Source organism: Magnetococcales bacterium (assembly GCA_015228815.1).
GTDB lineage: Bacteria > Pseudomonadota > Magnetococcia > Magnetococcales > UBA8363 > UBA8363.
In genome coordinates, this window is record JADGCV010000001.1 from 129420 (window position 1) to 152806 (window position 23387).

Genomic DNA, 23387 nt, shown 5'->3' on the forward strand with positions numbered 1-23387 from the left:
GTTTTGATTTTGACTTTGTTTTTCCACGCGCCATTTCACCCGAAGCGGTTTCTCGCGTGGTTTTCGCGAGAAACCGCGTAGGCGCGCGCCTTGGTCCTGGTCTTTTCGCGGTTTTTGCGAAAAGACCAGGACACATTGCAAGTTTCCAGGCAACACAACGCGCAATGGGTCTGTCTTCCTTCGCAAAAAACGCGAAGAAAAACAGGCCAAGGGGCGTGTCTATGCAAGATTCCCGCAAAAACCACGCGGGAATCTTGCTTCGGGTGAAATGGCGCGTGGAAAAACAAAGTCAAAACCAAAATCAAAACCCTGGGGGCAATCCCCCAGACCCCTTTTTTCTTTCAATAGTTTTCAAGAATCTCATCCCGGTTCTGTCTGTTCATTTCGTCTCGGCTTTTCCTGCCCAAGGCAGCGCCCAACCTCGTCGATGGTCTGTATCCATGCCCCCGGCCAGGGCTGTCGAAACAAACGAACCGTGGGATACCAGGGGGTGTCGGTCCGATCCAACAACCAACGCCAATCAGGAACGCACGGAATCAAACCCCACGTCGGACACCCCAGGGCCCCCGCCAAATGCAATACCGCAGTATCCACCGTAATGACCACATCCAGCGCGGCAACAATCGCCGCCGTATCGGCAAAGTCACCCAACATCCCGCCAACATCAATAAAATTGCCCGCCCGGGAAAGAACGTCGATCTCCGCTTCAGTCCGATCCTTCTGCAAACCGACAAAAAAAGACCCCTCGACCGCCAGAAGCGGCTCCAAAAAAGCGACATCCATGGAACGATTGCGATCATTCTTGAAGCGGGGATTGCCACGCCAGGTCAAACCAACCTTCAAACGCGATGGCCACTCGGCCAGTCGTCGGCGCCAAAAACACATCCGCTCCCGATCAACCTCAAGATAAGGAACAGTGACAGGTATGGTTTCGCCGATAATCGCCAACCGATGGGTAAGACTCATCAACGGAACCTGAAAATCACACGGAGGAATCAATTCGGCGCGGGTCACAAACAAATCGATCCCCGTGTGCCGCGAAAAAAGCCGCTCCAGAGCAGAAGGCCCATACAAAATCACCCGGTCCGCTCCAAGATTTTTCAACGCCGGAACGAAACGAATCCACTGAATGCTGTCCCCAAACCCCTGTTCACAATGAACCAGAACCGTGCGCCCCAAAAGCGGTTCACCCTGCCACAAAGGTTGCCGGTGACCATGAGGCTTGAATCCCCTGGTTTTCCAACGCCATTCATAATTGCTCCATCCGGCGGAATAATCTCCCCGGAGCAGTTGAACAAGCCCTTCACCAAAACGGGCCTCGGCAAATCCAGGATCGATTTCCCTGGCCTTGGCAAAACAGGTCCGTGCCTGATCCCATGCGCCCAATTTGTGATGGACGCTCCCCAGATTACACAAAGCCGGCGCAAAACGGGGACGCAATGCCAATGATCGTTCAAGACAAACCATCGCCTCCGACAGACAATCCAGATCCACAAGCGCTCCCCCCAGATGGGAAAGGGCTTCGGGATAATCGGGACGCAAGGAGAGCGCCTCACGGTATTTCTCGATTGCCTCCTCCAGACTGCCCATATCCTGCAAGGCAATGCCCCAGCGGGACAACGCCTCTGGATCATTGGGACGAAGGACAAGGGCCTGACGATAGTGTTCGATGGCCAGCGCCCCATGACCCTGGCTCTGAAGAACCAATCCCAGATTGATCCACGCCTCGGGATACTCCGGACGAAGCGTCAGCGCTTTCTGATACCAGTTGCGGGCTTCGTCAAACGCACCACAAAAATGACAGACGCTGCCCGAATTAAGACAAGCCTCGGCAAAATCGGGCTGGATTCTCAATGCCTGGGCATAACTCGCCAGGGCGGCATCCCATTGACCCGATTCCTTCCGCACATTCCCCAGATTGTAATGGGCCGCGACAAAATCAGGTTTGAAGACAATCGCTTTTTGAAACCAGGATGCCGCTTCGCTCCACCGACCCTGGAGTGTCAAAAGATGACCCAGATTGTTGCAGGCTTCGGGGAAATCAGGTTTGAGGGTGAGTGCCAAACCAATGCGCTCCAGAGCCAACTCATGTTGGCCTCGTTCACTGGCAAGCATGCCCGAAAGATGAAGCGCCTGGGGATTTCGCGGATCGATGTCGAGAAGAGACCGGTAGAGGATTTCCGCCTGATCAAGATTGCCTTGCCGGTGGGTCTTGAACGCCGACTCAAGCAATGCTTCGGTATGGCAATTTTTTTTTCGCTGTCGTTTCAATGAGCGGCGCATCAAAAAAACCAGACCCCTCTTTTTTTTCAATAACCTTGAACACGGAGAGGACCCGAATCGCTACCAACAAAACAAAAGCCTGGGGCGTTGCCCCAGACCCCACTGGGAAGGGGCCAGCCCCTTCCCAGACCCATCCACAATAGATTTTCTTCACCCACTCAGGCGTCGGCAACTTCTTTCATCGTCAACTTGATCCGCCCCTGACGATCGATGTCCAATACCTTGACCTTGACCACATCCCCTTCCTTGACCACATCGGTCACCTTGGCCACCCGCTTGTTGGACAACTGGGAAATATGAACCAAACCATCCTTGTTGGGAAGAATGTTGACGAAAGCACCGAAATCAGTCACCCGAACCACCTTGCCCTCATAGATCTGCCCCGTCTCGACATCGGACACAATCCGCTTGATGATCGATTCGGCCATGGCAGCACTCTCGCCATTGACCGCGGAAATGGCAATGCTGCCATCATCCTCGATGTCGATCTGACATCCCGTCTCCTCGGTGATGCCGCGAATCACCTTTCCGCCGCTGCCGATGACATCACGAATCTTGTCGGGATTGATCTTGATGGTGAAAATCCGCGGGGCATATTTGGACAATTCGCTCCGACTCTCGGAAATTCCCTTCTTCATCTCCTCCAGGATGTGCAACCGACCATCACGCGCCTGACGCAAGGCGACCTCCATGATCTCCCGATTGATCCCGGTGATCTTGATGTCCATCTGCAAGGCGGTGATCCCCTCGGCATTGCCCGCGACCTTGAAATCCATGTCGCCGAAATGATCCTCGTCGCCAATGATGTCGGACAATACCGCAAACCGATCCCCTTCCTTCACCAACCCCATGGCAATCCCCGCCACCGGCGCCTTCAGGGGAACCCCGGCATCCATCATCGCCAACACCGAACCGCAAACCGTCGCCATCGACGAAGAACCATTGGATTCGGTGATTTCGGAGGTGACCCGGATCGTATAGGGAAAAGTCTCCTTGTCGGGAAGAATGGCACTGATGGCCCGCGTCGCCAACTTGCCATGACCGATCTCCCGCCGTCCCGGAGCACCCATGCGTCCGGTCTCGCCGACACTGTAAGGGGGAAACGTGTAGTTCAGATAGAAACCATCGCGAAATTCCCCATCCAGGGTTTCCACGATCTGCTCATCCCGCCCCGAACCCAAGGTGACCGCCGCCAGGGCCTGAGTCTCTCCGCGCGTGAACAAGGCCGTCCCATGGACCCGCGGCAAAATCCCCACCTCGCAGGCAATCCGCCGCACCTGGGTCAACGACCGGCCATCGATGCGCCGCCCTTCCGAAAGAATCCGCGACCGGATCACCTCCGATTCCATTTTCTTCACTATGTTGCGCACATCATTGGCCTGAGACTTCTCGGGACCGCCACAAACATCGACCGCCACCTTCTTAAGCGCCGCCAGGACATTCTGCCGCTCCATCTTGTCGGTCTGTTCGTAGGCCCCCCGGATCTCTCCGAGAAAACGCGACCGAACCTCCTCCTGCAACACCGGATCAACCTTCGGTTCCTCGACCTGCATCCGCGGCTTGCCACATTCCGCAGCCAACTCGCGAATCGCCGCCACCACCGGCTGATAGGCCTCGAACCCCAGCATGACCGCGTCGAGCATCTGCTGTTCGGTGAGAAAATCGACCTCCGACTCGACCATGGTCACCGCGTCCGCCGTCCCCGCCACCACCAGATCCAGACGGCTCGTCTTCATCTCCTCGGGCGAGGGATTGACCACGAACTGCCCGTCGATCATCCCGACCCGCGCCCCGCCCACCGGCCCGTCGAATGGCAACCCCGAAATCGCCAACGCCGCCGAGGCGCCAATCATCGCCACAATGTCCGACGAATTTTCACCATCATAGGAAATCACCGTGGCCACAACCTGGGTATCCAGGGTATACCCCTTCGGAAACAACGGCCTGAGCGGACGATCGATCAGACGCGAGGTCAATATTTCCTTTTCCGAAGGGCGGGTCTCTCTCTTGATGAACCCCCCGGGTATCCGCCCCGCCGCCCACGATTTCTCCTGGTAATGCACCCCCAGGGGAAAAAAGTCCATCCCCGGCCTCGGTTCCTTGTCGGCGACCGCCGTCACCAGGACGATGGTCTCCCCCATCGTCACCAGTACCGCGCCATCCGCCTGCCGGGCAATACGCCCCGTTTCCATCGTCAAGGTTTTGCGTCCAAATTGGACTGATTTCTTATGTATTTTGAACATTGAGCTCTCTTTTCTCGCTTCATCGGCATCCCGTGCCGACGCCGGCTCCCAATCATTTACGCAGATTGAGCCTCTGGATCAGTTCCTGATACCGTCCCTTGTCCTTGCGTTGCACATAGGCCAGCAACCTTCTTCTCAAACCCACCATCTTCAGCAGACCGCGCCGTGAATGGTGGTCTTTCACATTGATCCGCAGATGTTCCGTCAGATTGTTGATTCGTTCCGTCAACAGCGCCACCTGCACCTCCGGAGAACCGGTATCCTTCTCCTTGATGGCAAAATCCTTGATTAACTGTTGTTTTCTTTCCGGGGTCATCGACATCGGTCATCTCCTTGCAGGAAAAAGTTCACGATTGAAATTGTTCAACGTTCGCCCGGTGTCAGGGAGAATGGAACAGCCGTCTGAGCTTGCACAACCGCCGATGATCGGCCCCGGTTCCCCCCGCCAATTCGCCGATGGCCGCAAAACGGCCCTCGGGATCCAACAGACGGACAGTCCCCGTGTCACAACCTTCAGCATCAAGCCAAACCGCCTGACCATTCTTGACCTTGTGCCAGGCATCGACCCGCAGACGCAGTGCCGGGATGTCGTCCAGCACGCGATCCATGGGATACAACACTTCCTTGAAACGACCCTCGGCAACCAGTGCCTCCAGCCGTTCCAACGGGACCCCCTCCTCCAAAGAGAACCCAAGGGTCCGTGTCCGCAACAATCGATCCAGATGGGCCGGGCAACCCAGGACGTTTCCCAGATCACGCGCCAGCGCCCTCATGTAGGCCCCCTTGCCGCTGCGAACGGCGATGCAGGCGATCGCCCCCTCCATCCCCTCCAGCCGGATATCGTGAATCACGATCTTTCGGGGTTCGAGTTCGAAGACCTCACCGCGGCGTGCTTTCTCATAGGCCCGTTCACCATCGACATGAATGGCGGAAAAAAGAGGCGGCACCTGATCGATTTCGCCAAGAAACCGTCCCAGGGCCTGGACAACCGCGGCAGGTTCGGGAACGCCCCCCCCCTCGCGAACCACCCGTCCGGTCGGATCGCAGGTATCGGTTTCCCGACCAAAGGCGACCCAGCATCGATAACTTTTTTCCCCTTCCAGGACATGAACCAGCGTTTTGGTCGCCTCGCCGAGGGCCACCGGCAGCAACCCCTCCGAAAATGGGTCGAGGGTTCCCCCGTGTCCCGCCTTGGCAGCCTGGGTAATCCGCCGCACCCGTTCCACCACCCGGGTCGAGGTCATTCCCCGTTCCTTGAGAATGGCCAGCCATCCATGGATCGCCTTGCCGCGGCGATTGCCTCCACGCCCCATCAACAATTCTCCTTACTCGCCAGCGGTCGGAATTGCAAGTGATCCCAACAATTTACCGATCCGGTTGCCATATTCCAGGGAGGTATCCTCCTTGAAACGAAGTTCCGGAACCCGCCGCATCCGCATTCGTTTTCCCAACTGCCCCCGGATGTACCCGGAAGCCCGTTGCAACGCCTGGATCCCCTGGGACACCCCGTGTCCATAGGCGGTGATGTATACCGTCGCCACCATCAGATCGCCACTGACCGTCACTCCGGTCACCGAGATGATCCCCTCCCGCCGGGCTGGAACACCATCCTCGCCAGGAATCCCTTCGGCGCAGGCGCCATGAATCTCCCCCCGGAGAAGCATCTCGGCGATTTCCCGTTGAATCTGCCCCGCCACCTTTTGGGTCCGAACCCCCATCAGAGAATCTCCACACGGTAATCGACGATCACGGCCTTCCCTTCGGTATCGATAAACTGGACGATCTTGTCAAGCAACCCCTGCAACCAGACGGCATCGGCGCTCACCGCCGCCACCCCCAGATCGGCCGTCCCCCAGACATCCTGGGATCCCACCTCCGCCACCGCCACATGAAAACGGTTGCGCGTCCGTTCGATAAGCCCCTTGAGGACACCCCGTTTTTCCTTGAGCGAACCAATCCCATGAAGCCCCAGGCGAATCTCCAACAGACCGATCCGGGTCATGACGGATAAAAATCAGACCGCGATGGTCTGGCGAATTTCTTCGACCATGAACGCTTCAATGATGTCTCCCGATTTGAAATCATTGAACTTTTCGATACTCATTCCACAATCCTGCCCTTCCCGCACCTCCTTGGTATCATCCTTGAAACGCTTCAGGGCCAACAGCTTGCCATCGTGAATGATGACACTGTCCCGCAACACCCGGACACGCGCCTTCGAGGGGATCACCCCCTGGGTCACGACACACCCCGCCACATTGCCCACCTTCGAAATACGGAAGACTTCGCGAATGGCGGCGCTGCCCAAGAAGACTTCGCGCTGGGTCGGCGCCAGACGCCCTTCCATGGCCCGGGTCATGTCTTCGAGAAGATTGTAGATGACGGTGTAGAAGCGAAGATCGATCTTCTCCCGCTTGGCCATTTCCCTGGCCTTGGCATCGGCGCGCACATTGAATCCAAGGATGACCGCGTCGGAGGCCATCGCCAGCATCACATCCGATTCGTTGATACCTCCAACCCCGGTATGAATCACGTTCAACCGGATCTCGGGATGTTCGATCTTCATCAGCGACTCGGCGACCGCCTCCACCGAACCGCGCACATCTCCCTTGACCACCACCTTGATCTCGTCGAGTTCCCCCTTCTGGATCTGATTGAAGAGGTCGTCGAGCTGCGTCGGCTGGGCCGTGCGCAAATGTTCCTGTTCCTTGAGCTTGATCTGACGGAATGAGGCGATGTCCTTGGCCCGTTTTTCATCCTGGACCGTCACCAGTTCGTCTCCCGCCTCCGGAACCCCCGACAGACCGATGATCTCCACCGGTACCGACGGCCCCGCCTTTTGAATCGATTTGCCGCGGTCGTTGATCAGCGTGCGCACCTTGCCCCATTGCTGCCCGACGACAAAAATGTCCCCTTCCGACAATGTTCCGCTCTGGACCAGACAGGTCGCCACCGCGCCGCGTCCCTTGTCGAGCTTGGCCTCGACAATGGTCCCGCGGGCGTTCTTGTCGGGATTCGTCTTGAGACTCAATACCTCCGCCTGAAGCAGGATCATCTCCTCCAGACTCTCGATCCCCGTCCCGTCCACCGCCGACACATTGACGAAAATCGTCTGTCCGCCCCAATCTTCCGCGACCAGCTCGTACTCGGTCAATTGTTGCTTGACCCGATCGGGATTGGCCCCGACCTTGTCGATCTTGTTGACCGCCACGATGATCGGAACCCGGGCATCCTTGGCATGATTGATCGCCTCCACCGTCTGCGGCATGACCCCGTCATCCGCCGCCACCACCAACACCACGATGTCGGTCACCTTCGCCCCACGCGAACGCATCGCGGTAAAAGCGGCATGGCCCGGGGTGTCGATGAAGGTGATCGAACTGCCGTTTTTCAACGTCACTTGATAGGCACCGATGTGTTGGGTGATGCCGCCATATTCCCGCGACGCGACATCGGTCTTGCGAATGGCATCCAGAAGAGAGGTCTTGCCGTGATCGACATGCCCCATGATCGTCACCACCGGCGGACGTTCGGTCTTCTGTTCCTCGGTATCGACCGCCTCGGTCAATTCGGCAACGATGTCCGCCTCCTCCGACACCGTCTTGGGTCGGTGCCCCAACTCCTCCACCACCAACACCGCCGTGTCCTGATCGAGGACCTGATTGATGGTCACCATCATTCCCTGATCGAAGAGAAGTTTGACCACCTCGGAGGCTTTCACCGCCATGCGGCTGGCCAGTTCCGCCACGGTGATGGTTTCGGGAATGACCACATCCCGCACCACCGGTCCCACCGGCGCCGCCTGGGCACCCTGAACGACCTCTTCGCGTCCCCCTCTTCCACCCCTGCCGCGCCCCTGGCGCCCCTTGCGCGGACTCAGGGCCTTTTCCGCCTCGGGATCGACCGACTTGCGTCCCTTGCGCTTGACCTTGGTCTTCAGGGTCTTGCGCCCCTGCCCTTCCTCGGACTCGATCTTGCGCCGTTCCTCCAACAACCGTTTCTGCTCACGCAATTCGTCCAGCTGCGACAACCTTTTGGTCACCAGGGCTTCGGTCTTCTTGCGAGCGACATCCTCCTTCTGCGCCCGGGTCAACTTTTTCTTGGCGCCAAACTTGTCCACATCGTCGTCCGGACTCCTCGCCTCCCCGTCCATCGCCGCCGCCATCCCCACCGGTACCTCCGACTCCGACCCGGCGCGCGATGCGACACCGCCTTCTCCCTGTTCCGACCCGTCGCTCCCGCGACCTTTCGCCGGACGGGATGACACGACCTCACGCATTTCCTCCAGGTTTCCCCCCCTGGCAGGCGGCATCGTAAACCCAAGGGTCAACGACACCACCGGTCGCGACACCGGCGTCCCGACCGGTCGCGACACCGGCGCCCCGGCAGCAGGCCTCTCCCGGGACGGCGCCGCCCCTTCCCGTTGCCGGGAAGATTTTTCCCGTGAACCAGACGGCCCTTCGCGCGTGGCTTTCACCCGGGCCGACGGAGGATGATCCCGCCTGGCCGACGGTTCCACCGATGGCTTTCTGGATCCCGTCTCCCTTTCCCCCGAGGCAACCACCGCCTCCGGGACCCCCGAAGCAACCGCCTGCTCCGGCGGAGCGTCCACCGGTACCGATTCCTGCCGCGCCCCACCTTCATCCCCGGTTCGAACATGGACAGCCACTTCAGGACCTTCGGAAATCGCGCCAGGAATCACCTGGACCGGCGCAGGAACCGGCGCAGGAACCGGCGCAGAAACCGGCACAGGAACCGACGGCGCGGCATCGACCAAAGCGACGACAGATGGAGCATCCTCCGTGACATTCGCCTCCGGCGCCAATGGGGCTTGCGCCATGACGGCAACCACCCCTTCTCCTGCCGAATCAGGCGTCCCTTCCGCGGAAGTCGCGGCGGCGACACCGTCAACCCGATGATCCTCGCCAACCCCGCCGGCAACCGAAGGCTGCGTCAATTGATGATCCCGAACCTCCTCGATCGACGCGCCGGTCTCCTCTTCGACGCCAGAGGGGGGCGAAAACAGGGCCTCGGCGGTTTCCACCACGCTCCCCTGCCGTTCCTCCTTGAGGCGTTTGCGTTCCTCCGGCGTCAGTGGCGTCAAGACCTGATGCCTGGCGCGGTTCTGGGTCTCGGAAGAAGGCGATTCCCTGGATGCCTCTCCTCCCTTGTCCGCGGACACCTGGGCTTGCACCGGATCCATGGCCTCCGATCCATCCTGAAGGTCACCGGCCTTTACAAATGTCTTCTTGCGTCGAACTTCGACCACGACACTCTTGCTTCTCCCGTGGGAAAAGTTCTGCTTGATCGAACCGCCTTCGACGGTTTTCCTGAGCACGATGCGACGTGGCGCCTTGAGACGCAGTTTGCCTTCATCCTCGATCTTCTTGGACTCACTCAAAAGATCAATCTCCACCGGTTTGAATGACTTTTAACAACCCTGCCCCACAATGGATCCGGCCAAACTTGAATCCCCACGGGCTTTGAACCTTGGGGACACCGTCCCCGCCCCATCCGCGACACCGGCGGACAGCCCCTCTCCGACATGAAACGCCCGCCATCGCGACGCATCCAGCCGCAACCGTTGCGCCAGACCCTGATCGTTGACCGCGAGGATCGTCGTCCGCGACCAGCCGCAAGCGGCGCCAAGGCGCTCCCCGTCCAGAAGTTCCAGCCATTCCTTCACCCCATGCCGGTCAACGAGACCGGCGAACTTCTGTCGGGAATTGTCGGCGATATCGGCGGCCAGAATCAACAACGGTCGCTCTCCCGCCAAAAACCACCCCTCCACCTCGCGCAGCCCGCGCCGGACCGCCCCGGCCCGCCGTGCCAGCCCCATCCCTTCCAGAAACCGGCGCGTCAAACCGGCGCCGCAACGCGCAACCACCCGTTCCACATCCACGCCGCCACCATTCTTCCGCAACAGGCGGGTGATGGCATCGACCGTCGGCACCACATGGATTCCGCGTCCCGGAAGCCGATCCGCCAGATCCTCCACCAACGCCCCCTCGGGCGAGCGGACAAAACGCAACAAATACCCCCGGGGAAGCCGCTTCCGGACGATGGCGCAGCTGCGCATCGGCCCCCCCCGGTCGTTTTCGACCGCAACCTCCGGTTGCGCCGCAACCGGCGCTTCACCCGTCCGCCCTTCAAGGTTGTTCAGGCTGTTTTCCTTCCGACTCCGTTGCCTCCGATCCTTCATTTTCAAACCAACCCGCCTGTTTCCTGGCTTCGAGAATGAGCGCTTCGGCTGACGTCGTATCCAACAGATCGCCCGTCGCTTCGAGCAGTTCGTCGGTTGAAAGATCGGCCAGGTCCTCCAGATTGCCGATCCCCTTTTCCGCCAGGGCGATGGACATGGCATCGCTCAGCCCCGGCAAACACACCAGACGGGGATCGACCTTCAACTCCGCCTTGCGCTCCTCCGTTTCCAGGGCGCTTTGCAGCAGATGGTCCCGGGCGCGATTGCGCAATTCCTGGGCGATCTCCTCGTCGAAGCCATCGATGGATCCCAACTCCTCCAGTGGAATGTAGGCGACCTCCTCCAGCGAAGTGAAACCTTCCTGAACCAGGGAGCCTGCGACCTCTTCGTCAAGATCGAGTTTTTCCATGAACTCACGGGTCAGTGCCTGGAACTCCTCGACGCGACTGGCCGATTCCTCCGCTTCGGTGATGATGTCGATCCGCCAACCGGTCAGATCGGAGGCAAGGCGCACATTCTGGCCGCGGCGCCCGATGGCCAGGGAAAGCTGGTCGTTGGCCACCACCACCCGTATGTTGCGATCTTCCTCGTCCACGACCACCTTGGCGACCTCGGCGGGGGCCAGGGCGTTGCATACGAAGACCGCCGGATCGGACGACCATTCGATGATGTCGATGCGTTCCCCCTGAAGTTCGGTCACGACCCCCTGCACCCGCGAGCCGCGAATACCGACGCAAGCCCCCACCGGATCGACATGGGGATCGTTGGAACGGACGGCGATCTTGCTGCGATAGCCCGGATCCCGCGCCACGGCCCGGATTTCGACGACGCCGTCATAGATTTCCGGGACCTCCATTTCGAACAACCGCATCACCATCATCGGGTCGGTCCGGGACAGGATGATCTGAGGTCCGCGGGTCACATCCCTTATTTCATGGATGTAGGCGCGGATCCGGTCGCCCTGGCGGTAGTGTTCCCGCGGCAGCTGGTGCTCGTGGGGCAGAAAGGCCGAAGCCCGGCCAAGATCGACGTAAATGTTGTTGCGTTCGACCCGTTTGACCACCCCGTTGACCAGTTGCCCCTTGCGATCGATGTATTCCTTGAAAATACTGGCCCGTTCCGCCTCGCGGACCTTCTGGACGATGACCTGTTTGGCGGTCTGGGCGGCGATGCGTCCGAATTCGATGGGCGGCAGTTCCTCGGCGATGAAATCGCCCGGTTTGGCCTCGGGATTGAGGACGATGGCGTCGATCAGGGTGATGTGGGTATCTTCCCCCTCGAAGTTTTCCGCGTCCTCGGATTCGACCACCTCGCGCAGCTGGTTGATGCGAAAGACCCCCGCCTTGTTGTCGAAGCTGGCCTTGATGTTCTTGTGCGCCCCATATTTTTTGCGTGACGCCGTTTCGATGGCCACCTCCATGGCCTCGATCACAACCTCGCGCCGGATCCCCCGTTCTCGGGCAAGTTGTTCCGCGTATTGAAGAATCTCCACACTCATGAAAGGATTTCCATTATTTTTGACCGGATGTTTTGATTTCCAATTCCAGATTGGCCTTGCCAATCGCCGCCAACGGTATCGCCAGCCGTTCCCCCTCCCGAACCGTCAGAACGACCTCCTGTTCCACCACCTCCTGGATCACCCCCTTGAAATGACGCTGCCTGGCAGCGCCATCATCCCCACCCACGGCCAGGGGAAGCAGGGTCGTCAGACGGACCGCCCTTCCCTGGAAACGGATGAAATCCTCCCTCGTTTTCAGGGGACGTTCCAGACCCGGCGACGAAACCTCCAGGCGGTAGGCATGGGGAAGCGGATCACGCACATCCAACAACCCCTCGACATGGTCACTGACCCGGGCACAATCCTCGATGGTCGGCGAGGCACCACCCAGCCGTTCGATGAACAGTCGAAGAAACCAGGACCGGCCATCCTTGACATAGTGCAGATCGACCAGTTCGCAACCGGCGGCACGGGCCGCCTGGCGAGACAGCGAAGTCAATTCTTCCAAGAGATTGGACACGGACCGAACCTGTCCTTCTTTGTGTCAAGGTCACCGGAGGCATCATGCGGCGCGGGTAAAAAAAAAGCCGGCCGAGCCGACTTCCCAACGTGCCAGGGAATCCTGTCGTCGCGGGCTGGAACTGCCATCGGACCAAGCCCGCGGGTGAAGGTAACGCGACGACTGAAACCAAACCGGATATGAACCATGGACCGGACCGGATGACAGACGACCCATCCGTCGTTGCATCAACGCCGACGGCGCCTCCACGACGGCGATTTCCAACCGACACCGCTTACTGCCATTTTATGGAAAATCATCACCAATGCAAGGAAAATTCCCACCATCCCATGGCGGTCACGATGGTTCATCGTCGGGCGATTGAAACTCATCGCGCTTGTCAAGCGAATCCCGTTGCGGATATAAACACATAATCGTTCAGCAGGCCAGACCCCGGCACCGGCAAGAACATCCCGGTAAAGGTCCTGCAACACCCGAAAAACCCTGACGCACGGAGTGGCCGGATCGCATGTTGATTGAATTCAGCGTCGCCAATTATCTTTCCTTCTGCGAACGTCAGACCCTGAGCATGGTCGCCAGCTCCCAATATCGGGAATTGCCGGGGCATCATTTTTCTTCCGGAGTCACGGGGGTTCCCAACCTGCTCGTGGCCAATCTGATCTACGGCGCCAACGCCTCGGGCAAGAGCAACCTGATCAATGCGGCGATGTTCATGTGGGATTTCATCCTCAACTCCGTCAAGGGACAGGAGGGCGATCCCATCGATGTACAGCCCTTTCTCCTCAACAGCCGCAATTCCCAGGAACCCAGTCTGTTCGAGATGATCTTCATCATCGACGACACCCGCTATCAATACGGTTTCGGGGTGACGCCGCGCCGGGTCAACCATGAATGGCTTCTGGCCTATCCCAAGGGACGGGCGCAACGATGGTTTGAACGGTACTACGATCCCGACACCGGAAGGGAAACCTGGAATCTTCACAAAAAATTTCTCCCCGGCAACCGGGAAATCTGGAAGGATGCAACCCGGGCCAACGCACTGTTCCTCTCCACCGCCATCCAACTCAACAGCGCCCCCTTGAAACCGGTATTCGACTGGTTCGACAAGCGGCTGCGCATTTTTCGTCCGCATGCCGAGATCAGCCGCGAATTCACCGCCACCCTGTGCCAGGATCCCCAGGGACGGCTTGAAGTGATGAAATTTCTCAATCAGGCCGATCTGGACATCGAGGGGATCCGTCTGGAAACCCGCAATCTGGGTGATCTGGGAATGGACGACCTGCCCGATGGGGTGCGAACCGCCCTGAAAAGGGAAATGTCCAGCCAGATCGTCACCGAGGTCCGCCTTGAACGTTCCACTTCCGACACCGGCGAACCGGTGGTCCTGCCCTGGGAGGCGGAATCCCGGGGAACCCAGAAATTTTTCGCCCTGGCCTGGCCTTTGATCAATCTTCTGCGCCAGGGACACGTCCTGTTCCTGGATGAAATGGATTCCAACCTGCACCACAATCTGGTCCGTTTTCTTTTCGAACTGCTGCACGACCCCAAGGTCAACCGCACCCAGGCGCAACTGGTTTCCACCACCCACGACATCGCCCTTCTGGACAATGACCTCTTCCGCCGTGATCAATACTGGATGATCGAAAAGACGGGCGACCGTTGCAGTGAACTCTATCCGATTTCCGATTTCGATCCGGTCCGCGGAGAACCGTTGCAACGGCGTTATCTCGATGGCCATTTCGGCGCCCTTCCCATTCTCAAGCGGTTCGACGGGTGGTGACGCCCTTGGACAGGCGACCTTCAGGACCCCGGGAGCGAACGCCGTCCTCCCTGGAACGCATCAAGGGAGTACATGGCGTCCGCGACGGCATGCTGCTCCTGGCCCCCGCCGCCGCCATCCCCTACCTCGATGCCATGTCGAAACACCTTGGCCTGTCGCGTCGGATCGCCTTGGCCCAGATCCCCCCCTTTCCCTCACCCGAGGCGTTCATGGCCGAGGTCCGTCTTCATCATCGACGCCTTGGACCTTTGCGCCGCATCTTCGGGCTTGTCGAACTCCCCCTGGGCCCGACGACCCGAACCGCGGAGGTCCGGGCACTGCGTGATCTTGTCCGCCATCACGACCTTCCGGGCAACGTTTCACTCCGGGTCCTCTTTTCCCGTCCCGGTTTTTCCCTGTGGATCGCCCTGCATTATTCCTTTTCCGCGCCGCCCGAAGACCCTTCCCTCATTGGAAACTGGATCGAAAGACTCCATTCCGAAATCCCTCCCGATTCCCCGACCGTGATTTTTTCCGATCCGGTCGCCGTCCCCCGAACACTCGATACCGCCATGGACCGGGCGCGATTTCTCGCCCGGAATCGGGCGCACCATCCAACCGATGAATGTCTCCCCTTCACGGAAGTCCATGAACTGATGGCCTGTCTGATACGTCTGGGGCAACGAATTCCCGAAAAACATTGACGCTCCAGAAAACCCCCTTCGTTCCCTTTGCAACCGGTCCGGAAAATCATCCTTGCGAAAATCGCGTTTTTTTTCGCCCCGACCGCATTTTTTTGTTAAGATCCATTCAAACGATTCCGATAAATTGAATAGAGGTAGTGTTTACCAAATAAAAAAGTTACCGCATCAGGAACAAGACCATGTCCGACACCACGGAACAAATTCTGGATCAGGTTCTGGCCCGCGTACAGGGAATCTGGGCCTCTCCGATTCCGGTCGCGCGTTTCGAGTTCGAGTTGAAACGACTGGAACGGATCGTCAAGGAGTACCGTCGGAAGGAACCGACACGCGCCTTCTATCTATTGGGGTTGCTGGCGACCCTCATGGACGATCCGGAAAGGATGCGTGCCAGTTTCAGGAATGCCCTGGCGCATTCGGGTAACGATTTCGACGTGCGCCATGGATTCGGTTCGTGCCTGGCCCGCCTTGGATTTTTTTCCGAGGCGCGCAACCAGTACGAACTTCTCTACCAGGACAACCCCGAGGACCTCGACGTTCTGGCGGAACTGATCGTCTCGTCACTGGCGGCGGGACGGATCCAGGAAGGGGTCAAGTGGATCCAGTGCTGGAGCGAACTCAACCCCGACCGGCCCTTCGAAGAGGCCGAAACCATCGCCAGAAGCGGCGCCCTGTTGCAGAAATTCGGCATCTCCGATGATCAGGTCGAACGTCTCCAGGGATTGGCCCTGCGCATTCTTGAAAAGGAACGCAAGGAGGTCAAGACCATCAACTACCGCGGCATGCCCGAGGAAAATCCGCAGTGGATCGATGCAAGCCTGGTCCTCGACGAACCGGAGGATGTCGTCGATGCGTTGAACAGCAAACTCGCCTCGGCCCTTTCCAACACGACGACACCACGCAAGGTCGCCGATCTGGTCGTCTTCAACTATGCCCGCGAACATCAGTCGGTTTCATGAATCAGGAGGCGCGTACACGAACACAGTCAAAAATAAAAATCATGGGGGCAATCCTTATTTCTTACCGAAAAAGCCATCAGGCCTTTGTCGATAATCCGTGAAAAAGATTTTCCATGACGTGTCCTCCGCGCTGGAGCCGTTCCGCGTCATCCGTTGTCGATGCGACGATTCCCGAAAGAACTGTCGCAATCCCTGGTGACTCTTCATGCTGGAAACAACCTCCACCCAGATCCAGGTCGTGAACGATGCCTGCCAGTGCCTTCATCGCTGGCCAAGACACGTCAAAATGCCGGACCAATACCTCGAAGGTACATGCTTCTCCTTCATGGGTGAATTCTCCTCCAGGCATATCGAAACAAATTTCTCCCTCCCTGGGGTGATCCTCCCGATCGGCGACAAAACGAAAGACGGCCTCCGGATCGATGAACCTGCGGATCAACCAGGCCGAAGCGATGCGATCCACGTAAACCCCGGACCGGGTCACCCAGGTCTTGCGATGATAGTGCTTCTTGTCACGCAGTGCCGGTTCCTGATCTTCGTCGGCTGGATTTTCCAAACGGTTCAATTTTGATTCCACGGCGATCAGTTGTTCTTTCAGGGACGCCCCTTCAGGGGCATCAAAAAAATCGATCCGCCGAATCTTGAGCGCCCGTTTCCGAATCGCCTCGATTTCCCGCCGCCAGTTTGTCGTGCATTCATTGGTGGACAGACCACTGTTTCCAACGTCGGTCACCATCTCCAGGAGTCGTTTCGCTTCCCGGATCAGGGGAGTGTACTCCAGATTGCGTGCCGTCTGGAAACTTCCCTTGATTTCTTCTTCGATCCCGATCCCGGGAAAAACCACCTCCCCGACAAACGCCCGTCCTCCTCCCGATTCGATTTCCTGGGCCAACCACACGAACCCTTCATGTCCCTCTGGAGAGGCCGGAAGCAGGTAGACTGAATTCTTCAACGCCACCGCCCCCAGGGACGAAAGACGATTGGCCACCTTGTTGCGCAGGTAGGCGGGCTTTGGCGGAATGTTGTGAATCAGCAGGCTCCAACGAAGGGGATTCATGCAGGGTCCTTTTTTATATCAATTGCAATCGTAATCATGGTAGTATATAAAGCAATTGCTACATAGTGTGCAACCGTTCGCTTTTGCTTGCGGATGAAGCATGTCCGCCATTTTCAATTTTGGAAAGGGAAACCATACCATGAAACAGGCATCGTTGATGGCCGCCCAGTTGATGGCCGCATCCATGCGGACCGCCCCCAAGGCTGGAGGAAAAGATTTTCTGGAGATTGTCGTGGTGGATGATGAGACCACCCTGAAAAGCCTGTCCGAAAGAATGTCGGCCCATGCCCCCGAGAGTACCAACGAGGCCTTCTGGTCCAGGGACGCAGCCAACATTGCCGTTTGTCACGCGGTGGTGCTGGTGGGTCTCAGGCGGTTCGTCACGGCGGGATACGATTGTGGCGGCTGTGGTTTTCCGACCTGTGCCGAATTTACCAGGCAGCGCACGGAACAAGTGAAAAAAATGGGTTACTCTGGCCCCCATTGCGTCATGCGAATGATGGATATCGGTGTTGCCCTGGCTTCCGCCGCCAAGACGGCGGGATTGCTCAACATCGACAACCGGGTCCAGCAACGTGTCGGAGCGGCGGCCCGGGCGATGGGATTGATCGATGCCGCGGTGGTCATGGGAATTCCCATCGGAGTTTTCGGGAAGAACCCATTTTTCGACCGGGCGAAACATTGATCGGAAGGACAAGCGCCATGAGTGTTCAACTGATATTTGGATCGTTGTGTTCGGTCAGTTTCCTGGCCCGGTTTTCCTATGCCCTGGCCCGAAATCCGGTCCTGCCGCTGTTTGCCGTGTTTCTGGGGGCGGGACCGGAGGCGGTGGGACTGGCAGTGGGCATATCCACCGTGACCGGGATTTTCTTCAAACTGCCGGCAGGGGCGCTGTCCGATGTCATCGGCAGGCGCCGGACCATGCTGGCAGGCCTGTGCATCTTTGCCATCATGCCGTTCGCCTATCTGTTCATCGAGGACTATGAACAATTGGTCGTCATCCGGTTTCTGCATGGATTGGCGACAGCAATCTATGGACCGGTGGCCATGGCGGTCGTGGCGGATATTGCTGGATCGAAAAAGGGGGAATGGCTTTCCTGGTTTTCCTCCGTGGGCATTGTCGGTACCCTCCTCGGTGCGCCGGTCGGCGGTTTGTTGCTTTCCCTGTATCCCCCCGAGACCGCCTCCCATTCCACCGGGACATTCGATTTGATCTATGGACTCTGTGGCGTGACCGGGGTGATGTCTCTGCTCATGGGATTGCGCTGGCTGTTGCAACATGAGGAGGTGCCGAAAGCAAGCCTGTCGGAACGATGGCTACGCTTTGCCCATGGCATTCGCGAGGTCGTGGCGGACCGCAGGGTGGCGATCACTTCGGGAATGGAAGGGTTGCAAAATCTGGCCATGGGCGCATTGGAGGCATTCTTGCCCATCTATGCGGTGACGGTCGCGGGTCTCTCCCCCTTCCAGGCCGGTTTGTTGTGGGGTTGCCAGGTGGGAACGGTGTTGCTGGCCAAACCGCTCATGGGACGAATTTCCGATCGACGTGGCAGAAAATCCTTGATTCTGTGGGGCATGGTCTGCTGCGCGGTCGCCATCGCCATGATTCCCACGCAGGAAGGGTTCATGGCGCTTCTGGGACCGGCGCTTCTTTTTGGCCTGGGTGAGGCCTTGGTCACCTCGTCCACCGCCGCGTTGGTCGCCGACCTGTGCCGGGAACAACACTATGGCGCCGCCATGGGGGTGTTCGGAACCTTGTTCGATGTGGGCCACGCCTCGGGTCCCATCCTCGGCGGACTGCTGGTCGGCGCCTTCGGTTACCAGACCGCCTTTGCCGCCATGGCGTTCCTCATGCTTCTGTCCCTGCCGGTTTTTCACCTCATGGTGAAAGAAAACCCAAATCCTTAGATCGCGAAAAAATCGGGGGAAGAGGCCGGAACCGGTCCCGGCCATTCCATGCCCGGGACCACTCAACTGGGAAACGTCAAAATCCCATAATAATAATCGACATACCGTTTCAAACGGTTGAGGGCGTTGCTGTTGAGGGCCTGCAAATCGGTCAAATCCCTGACACCGCTGTGACTGCGGACAATGGCGAAAACGTTGGGGTTTTTCTTGAGAAAGTCGATTTTTTCTTGAATTTCGTTAAGTTCCAGAGACATCGTTTTTCTCCTTTCCATACGGGTGGCGATTGGTTTCATTAAGGTGAATCAATCTTCATGCCAAAGTCACGGGGGCATGATCTCACGAAAATCGATGATCGAGGGAAAACGGTGCGAAAACCGGGGTGGCAATCGGGAACTGGGGGCAGCGACATGGATGGGAAAGGCGATCCCCTGGGTTTTGGCAGCATCGAGGACCGCTTCGATATCGTCGGCCAGGAGCGTGGTTTCGGGATGGAAGGGGAATGATTCTTTCAGGGCATGCCAGAATTCGGGGGTTTCCTTGGGATGACCGATGGCATGGCTGCAATGAATGGTGGTGATCCAGGCACCGAGTCCCGTTTTCTTGAACTTCAGGTCGATGGCGTGGGGATGGGCATTGGTGACCAGGCAAACGGTACGTCCATTCTGTTTGAGGCGGTCGAGAAAGGGGACAACATGGGGATGGATGCCAATCAGGTCGGAAACGCGCTCCTTGAGCCCTGGAATGTCCAGATCGAGCATACGTGACCAATGGTCGAGATCGTACCAGGCAAGGGTTCCCTCGAAGGAGCGGTATCGGGCCAAAACTTCGGCGCGGGCCTGTTCGATGGGAAGGGCATGTTTTTCGGAATAGGCCTGGGGCACGGTTTCGCGAAAGAAAACGTTGTCGAAGTTCAGGTCCAGGAGGGTCCCGTCCATATCCAGGAAGACGGAGGAAATGGTTTGCCAGGGAATGGGTTGCATGGGCCTTGGGGCTGCGATCATGACCGGTAATCGGCATTGATGGTAATGTAGTCGTGGGTCAGATCGCAGGTCCAGACGGCATCGGCGTGGTCTCCCAGACCAAGATCGATGCGAACGGTGATTTCCTTCCGGGCCATGACGGCGGCGCCGTCTTTTTCCAGGTAGCCCGGGGCACGAACGCCACCGGAGACGATCTGAACCGTGTCCAGGAACATGTCGATCCGCTCGACCCGAAGCGGCACGCCGGCATAACCGACCGCAGCCAGGATCCGCCCCCAGTTGGGATCGGAACCGGCAAAGGCGGTCTTGACCAGGGGGCTCTTGGCAACGGTGGCGGCGATGGTCCGGGCATCCTTGCGGGTCATGGCTCCCGTGACCTCGATGGTGACGAATTTGCTGGCCCCTTCACCATCGGCGACAATCTTCCTTGCCAGCTGGCCGCAAACTGTTTCCAGGGCACGGGTAAACCGTGACATGGCGTCGGGATTGGCCGGACCGCAAACCACCCCACCCTGACCCGAAGCGAAGGCCAAGACGGTATCGTTGGTGGAGGTGTCGCCATCGACGATGGATCGGTTGAAGGTTTCATCGACGGCAAGGGCAAGATGGGTCTGAAGAACGTCCGCCGGGATGATGGCATCGGTGAAGAGGAAACAGAGCATGGTGGCCATGTTGGGGTGGATCATCCCTGCCCCCTTGGCAATCCCCAGGACATGGACCGGTTTATCCTCAATGAAAAAACGTTCGGCGGCCAGTTTTGGATAGGCATCGGTGGTCATGATTGCCCGCGCCGCTTTTTCCCAGCCGGTTTCACCGGCGGCAAGGGCCTGGACCAGACCCGGCAGGGCCGCCATGGGGCGCTCCACGGGAAAATGTTCGCCGATGACTCCGGTGGCGGCGATGAAAACGGTCTCCTCCGGGATGTGGAGGTGTCCGGCGACGGCCTGGGTCAGATTTTGCGCCGCCACCATCCCCTGGGGACCATTGGCGACGTTGGCATTGCCGGAGTTGACGATCAGCGCCCTTCCCGTTCCCTGGGACAGCCGCTCGCGACACAGGGTCACGGGAGCGGCAACCACCTGGTTTTGGGTGAAGACACCGGCAACCCGGGTGTCGGGATCCATGGCCACGAGAAGCAGATCGGTCCGGTTGTCGGTCTTGATGCCGCAGGCGGCGGTGGCAAAACGAAATCCCGAAATGTTCCATGCCACGTTGTCGGAGAGATTCGCTGGGATCGTCATGGGCTGCCCTTTGTCTGAACGCAAATCACTTTAGGTGAAACCGGCCTGAAAAATTCATGTCACGGATCGATAGACTGTCATGGCGTCTGAATTATCGGACGCCAGATTCTATGAAAGAAAAAACCGGGCTGCAATGGGTGTCGCATGGGGTAGGCATGGTGGCCAGGATGGCCTGGAAAATGGCATGCTACTTGAATCCAACCAGGCATGTGCATGACAGGCAGGACGGAGACGAAATCAAAAAACAACGATCGATCAACGTGTTCACGATCATCGAACAACCCGGCGCTCCCTGCGTGCGACCGACAAAAAATAATCGACAGTGGCAAAAGGGCACTCCAATGGGACAAAGCATCAAAAAAAAGATGAGCCGTCGCGCCTGGCTGGGCGACATGGAACCAGAATACGAAGGCATGCTGGAATGGATGCTCCTGGCCAGGGAGGTGGAAAAACAACCTCCCGAACCCAGGCAGCCGTTGTATTGGGCATTGCTTCCCGGCACGCTTGCGACGACCCCGGCCTCGCGGACAGGCATTGCATGTCACTGAGGAATTGGTGACAATGAACGTGATACCGGTGTTTTGATCGTTTCAGACCGGCGATGGATCCTGCCGGATACCCAAGGATTGTCCACGATGCCACCAGAGACCGCCACGGGAAGACCATGGACATTCAGGGAACGGATGAGCGGTCCATTCGATGGCCTGGTACGAATCGACGATGCCCGATCGCTGGCGATGGAAATTGCCGCGATGGGACCGTGGCATCTCCATGAACCGGCGGCGGGCGACCATTGGCAATTGGTGGATGGACACCATGCACGGGACCATCTGGAAGGATTGCTCGACGAAATATTGCGCGAGGAAAAAGGAGTCTGGACGACGATGGTGTATGTCCAGTCGCGGGAAAACCCCGAGGTGATCAAGGTGTTTCATCCCCGCAGGGCCGGATGTGGCTGTGGTGGCGGTGGCGGGATCGTCCCCTGGTGGGTCCTTTCCCGTGGCATCGAACCCGAGACGGTCCCGGGATGGACAAAGAATGTTTGCGAGGCCCCGGCGGTGGCAAAAAAAAGTTGGTTGGGAAAACTGTTTTCGTGAGTTTCGGCCCTTGAGTCTCCCGTGCGTCGCCCTTTGATCCTCGTCGTTGCCGCCTGGATTCAGGACGACGCTGGACGAACCTTGTTCAGCCAGCGTCGTCCCGGAGACAGCTTTCCATTGCATTGGGAGTTTCCCGGAGGCAAAGTACGCGAGGATGAAACCCCCGAGGAGGCCCTGGTACGGGAACTTCGGGAGGAACTGGACATCACGGTCCTGGATCCCCAGCCGTGGACCTTCGTTTCCCACCCCTATGAACAGTTTCATTTATTGATGACGGTTTATCGTTGCACCCGATTTATCGGTACGCCGAAGCCCATCGAGGTCCATCGGTTTTCCTGGTTGACACAGGAAGAGCTGATCGGGCTTCCCTTTCCCCCCGCCGACCTGCCGCTGTTGGAACGCATGCGCTGGTCTGTCCAAACCGGTCCTGGAACCGGGTGATCCGGGACAAATCGAGGGAACCGGTCCAATGCGACCTGTTCCCGCAACTGAAATCGGGAACGGGCCGCGCGGCTACTTTTGTCCGGAGACCCCGAATTTCTTGACAGCGTCGAGCCATTGCGGATAAAGGGAGAAATAGCTTTCCACCGCCTTGCCAGGATCGAAAAGGCTTTCGAACTCATCCATTTTGGTCAACATGCGTTGTTTCATCTTTTCCAACACTTCATTTTGCAGCGGTTGTACATCGGGCAGCCCAAGGAAGGCCCGTGCCTCCTGGGGTGACACTTCCACCTGCACGTTGATCTGCATGTTTTCCTCTCCCTCTCGATTGAAAATCGTCCGTGAGCATTGATTGCGATCGACCTGGGCGACCATGACGGGTTGATGTCGTGGCACCTCTGGAATAAGGTTTCCCCTGTTACCGCAATCCAATGTTGCCCAGCATAGCATGAATGGGTACGGGAAACACCATGAGAATGACTGAAGAACGTCGTTGAA

Annotated in this window: 23 protein-coding genes; 8 read left to right on the forward strand and 15 right to left on the reverse strand. The window is 58.3% G+C overall.

Annotation, left to right across the window (positions count from 1 at the left end; translation table 11 throughout):
* Positions 1–360 precede the first annotated feature (360 nt).
* From HQL76_00590 to HQL76_00635, 10 genes are all read right to left on the reverse strand, one after another.
* Complete coding sequence (locus HQL76_00590) at positions 361–2283, reverse strand: tetratricopeptide repeat protein (GenBank protein ID MBF0107658.1); 1923 nt, start codon at positions 2281–2283, stop codon at positions 361–363.
* Between the two features lie 158 nt (positions 2284–2441).
* On the reverse strand, positions 2442–4526 hold the full coding sequence (gene pnp, locus HQL76_00595) for a polyribonucleotide nucleotidyltransferase (GenBank protein ID MBF0107659.1): 2085 nt from the start codon (positions 4524–4526) through the stop codon (positions 2442–2444).
* Positions 4527–4578: 52 nt separating this feature from the next.
* Positions 4579–4848, reverse strand: a complete 270-nt coding sequence (rpsO, locus tag HQL76_00600) for a 30S ribosomal protein S15 (protein MBF0107660.1) — start codon at positions 4846–4848, stop codon at positions 4579–4581.
* A 58-nt stretch (positions 4849–4906) separates the two neighbouring features.
* Complete coding sequence (gene truB / locus HQL76_00605) at positions 4907–5839, reverse strand: tRNA pseudouridine(55) synthase TruB (GenBank protein MBF0107661.1); 933 nt, start codon at positions 5837–5839, stop codon at positions 4907–4909.
* A gap of 12 nt (positions 5840–5851) precedes the next feature.
* The gene (gene rbfA, locus HQL76_00610; protein ID MBF0107662.1) at positions 5852–6244 is read right to left on the reverse strand and encodes a 30S ribosome-binding factor RbfA; all 393 of its coding nucleotides are present in this window, start codon (positions 6242–6244) and stop codon (positions 5852–5854) included.
* A complete protein-coding gene (locus HQL76_00615) occupies positions 6244–6528 on the reverse strand; it encodes a DUF503 domain-containing protein (GenBank protein ID MBF0107663.1) in 285 nt (94 codons plus the stop codon). Before HQL76_00615 ends, rbfA begins: the two co-directional genes overlap by 1 nt.
* 12 nt (positions 6529–6540) lie before the next feature.
* Positions 6541–9927: a translation initiation factor IF-2 gene (infB, locus tag HQL76_00620; GenBank protein MBF0107664.1), complete on the reverse strand. Its 3387-nt coding sequence runs from the start codon at positions 9925–9927 to the stop codon at positions 6541–6543.
* A gap of 30 nt (positions 9928–9957) precedes the next feature.
* A complete protein-coding gene (locus tag HQL76_00625; GenBank protein ID MBF0107665.1) occupies positions 9958–10728 on the reverse strand; it encodes a DUF448 domain-containing protein in 771 nt (256 codons plus the stop codon).
* Positions 10676–12226, reverse strand: a complete 1551-nt coding sequence (gene nusA, locus HQL76_00630) for a transcription termination/antitermination protein NusA (protein ID MBF0107666.1) — start codon at positions 12224–12226, stop codon at positions 10676–10678. The genes HQL76_00625 and nusA overlap by 53 nt, the downstream gene beginning before the upstream one ends.
* Positions 12227–12239: 13 nt before the next feature.
* On the reverse strand, positions 12240–12746 hold the full coding sequence (locus HQL76_00635; GenBank protein ID MBF0107667.1) for a ribosome maturation factor RimP: 507 nt from the start codon (positions 12744–12746) through the stop codon (positions 12240–12242).
* 508 nt (positions 12747–13254) lie between these two features.
* Between HQL76_00635 and HQL76_00640 the strand changes: the two genes are divergently transcribed.
* The 3 genes from HQL76_00640 to HQL76_00650 all read left to right on the forward strand — a co-directional run bounded on the left by HQL76_00640 (position 13255) and on the right by HQL76_00650 (position 16165).
* On the forward strand, positions 13255–14526 hold the full coding sequence (locus tag HQL76_00640; GenBank protein MBF0107668.1) for an ATP-binding protein: 1272 nt from the start codon (positions 13255–13257) through the stop codon (positions 14524–14526).
* Between the two features lie 5 nt (positions 14527–14531).
* Complete coding sequence (locus HQL76_00645; GenBank protein ID MBF0107669.1) at positions 14532–15209, forward strand: hypothetical protein; 678 nt, start codon at positions 14532–14534, stop codon at positions 15207–15209.
* A gap of 179 nt (positions 15210–15388) precedes the next feature.
* Positions 15389–16165, forward strand: coding sequence for a hypothetical protein (locus tag HQL76_00650; GenBank protein MBF0107670.1), 777 nt, complete (start codon positions 15389–15391; stop codon positions 16163–16165).
* Between the two features lie 76 nt (positions 16166–16241).
* Here the strand turns inward: HQL76_00650 and HQL76_00655 are convergent, their stop codons facing one another.
* The gene (locus HQL76_00655) at positions 16242–17222 is read right to left on the reverse strand and encodes a chromate resistance protein (protein MBF0107671.1); all 981 of its coding nucleotides are present in this window, start codon (positions 17220–17222) and stop codon (positions 16242–16244) included.
* 139 nt (positions 17223–17361) lie between these two features.
* Between HQL76_00655 and HQL76_00660 the strand changes: the two genes are divergently transcribed.
* On the forward strand, positions 17362–17907 hold the full coding sequence (locus HQL76_00660; protein ID MBF0107672.1) for a hypothetical protein: 546 nt from the start codon (positions 17362–17364) through the stop codon (positions 17905–17907).
* Between the two features lie 17 nt (positions 17908–17924).
* Positions 17925–19130 carry an MFS transporter gene (locus HQL76_00665; GenBank protein MBF0107673.1) on the forward strand — a complete coding sequence of 402 codons (1206 nt, stop codon included), beginning with the start codon at positions 17925–17927 and terminating at the stop codon, positions 19128–19130.
* A gap of 62 nt (positions 19131–19192) precedes the next feature.
* Here HQL76_00665 and HQL76_00670 read toward each other — a convergent pair whose 3' ends face one another.
* The 3 genes from HQL76_00670 to argJ all read right to left on the reverse strand — a co-directional run bounded on the left by HQL76_00670 (position 19193) and on the right by argJ (position 21351).
* Positions 19193–19384: a hypothetical protein gene (locus HQL76_00670; GenBank protein MBF0107674.1), complete on the reverse strand. Its 192-nt coding sequence runs from the start codon at positions 19382–19384 to the stop codon at positions 19193–19195.
* Between the two features lie 66 nt (positions 19385–19450).
* Complete coding sequence (gene yrfG, locus HQL76_00675) at positions 19451–20110, reverse strand: GMP/IMP nucleotidase (GenBank protein MBF0107675.1); 660 nt, start codon at positions 20108–20110, stop codon at positions 19451–19453.
* 17 nt (positions 20111–20127) lie between these two features.
* Entirely contained in the window at positions 20128–21351 is a 1224-nt protein-coding gene (gene argJ, locus HQL76_00680) for a bifunctional glutamate N-acetyltransferase/amino-acid acetyltransferase ArgJ (GenBank protein MBF0107676.1), read from the reverse strand.
* 110 nt (positions 21352–21461) lie between these two features.
* On the opposite strand from argJ, the gene HQL76_00685 reads away from it, so the two are divergent.
* From HQL76_00685 to HQL76_00695, 3 genes are all read left to right on the forward strand, one after another.
* Positions 21462–21899, forward strand: a complete 438-nt coding sequence (locus HQL76_00685; GenBank protein MBF0107677.1) for a hypothetical protein — start codon at positions 21462–21464, stop codon at positions 21897–21899.
* Between the two features lie 87 nt (positions 21900–21986).
* A complete protein-coding gene (locus tag HQL76_00690; GenBank protein ID MBF0107678.1) occupies positions 21987–22448 on the forward strand; it encodes a hypothetical protein in 462 nt (153 codons plus the stop codon).
* A gap of 21 nt (positions 22449–22469) precedes the next feature.
* The gene (locus tag HQL76_00695; GenBank protein ID MBF0107679.1) at positions 22470–22889 is read left to right on the forward strand and encodes a (deoxy)nucleoside triphosphate pyrophosphohydrolase; all 420 of its coding nucleotides are present in this window, start codon (positions 22470–22472) and stop codon (positions 22887–22889) included.
* Between the two features lie 72 nt (positions 22890–22961).
* On the opposite strand, the gene HQL76_00700 is transcribed toward HQL76_00695, so the two are convergent.
* Positions 22962–23285: a hypothetical protein gene (locus tag HQL76_00700; protein MBF0107680.1), complete on the reverse strand. Its 324-nt coding sequence runs from the start codon at positions 23283–23285 to the stop codon at positions 22962–22964.
* Positions 23286–23387 lie beyond the last annotated feature (102 nt).

Bases quoted from the DNA above. Each gene is read 5' to 3' on its own strand.
- yrfG (MBF0107675.1), bottom strand. From the start codon at position 20,110: ATGCAACCCATTCCCTGGCAAACCATTTCCTCCGTCTTCCTGGATATG.
- HQL76_00625 (MBF0107665.1), bottom strand. From the start codon at position 10,728: ATGAAGGATCGGAGGCAACGGAGTCGGAAGGAAAACAGCCTGAACAAC.
- rpsO (MBF0107660.1), bottom strand. From the start codon at position 4,848: ATGTCGATGACCCCGGAAAGAAAACAACAGTTAATCAAGGATTTTGCC.
- HQL76_00660 (MBF0107672.1), top strand. From the start codon at position 17,362: ATGAAACAGGCATCGTTGATGGCCGCCCAGTTGATGGCCGCATCCATG.
- HQL76_00670 (MBF0107674.1), bottom strand. From the start codon at position 19,384: ATGTCTCTGGAACTTAACGAAATTCAAGAAAAAATCGACTTTCTCAAG.
- HQL76_00655 (MBF0107671.1), bottom strand. From the start codon at position 17,222: ATGAATCCCCTTCGTTGGAGCCTGCTGATTCACAACATTCCGCCAAAG.
- nusA (MBF0107666.1), bottom strand. From the start codon at position 12,226: ATGAGTGTGGAGATTCTTCAATACGCGGAACAACTTGCCCGAGAACGG.
- pnp (MBF0107659.1), bottom strand. From the start codon at position 4,526: ATGTTCAAAATACATAAGAAATCAGTCCAATTTGGACGCAAAACCTTG.
- argJ (MBF0107676.1), bottom strand. From the start codon at position 21,351: ATGACGATCCCAGCGAATCTCTCCGACAACGTGGCATGGAACATTTCG.
- HQL76_00615 (MBF0107663.1), bottom strand. From the start codon at position 6,528: ATGACCCGGATCGGTCTGTTGGAGATTCGCCTGGGGCTTCATGGGATT.
- HQL76_00590 (MBF0107658.1), bottom strand. From the start codon at position 2,283: ATGCGCCGCTCATTGAAACGACAGCGAAAAAAAAATTGCCATACCGAA.
- rbfA (MBF0107662.1), bottom strand. From the start codon at position 6,244: ATGGGGGTTCGGACCCAAAAGGTGGCGGGGCAGATTCAACGGGAAATC.
- HQL76_00690 (MBF0107678.1), top strand. From the start codon at position 21,987: ATGCCACCAGAGACCGCCACGGGAAGACCATGGACATTCAGGGAACGG.
- HQL76_00640 (MBF0107668.1), top strand. From the start codon at position 13,255: ATGTTGATTGAATTCAGCGTCGCCAATTATCTTTCCTTCTGCGAACGT.
- HQL76_00650 (MBF0107670.1), top strand. From the start codon at position 15,389: ATGTCCGACACCACGGAACAAATTCTGGATCAGGTTCTGGCCCGCGTA.
- truB (MBF0107661.1), bottom strand. From the start codon at position 5,839: ATGGGGCGTGGAGGCAATCGCCGCGGCAAGGCGATCCATGGATGGCTG.
- HQL76_00685 (MBF0107677.1), top strand. From the start codon at position 21,462: ATGAAAGAAAAAACCGGGCTGCAATGGGTGTCGCATGGGGTAGGCATG.
- HQL76_00665 (MBF0107673.1), top strand. From the start codon at position 17,925: ATGAGTGTTCAACTGATATTTGGATCGTTGTGTTCGGTCAGTTTCCTG.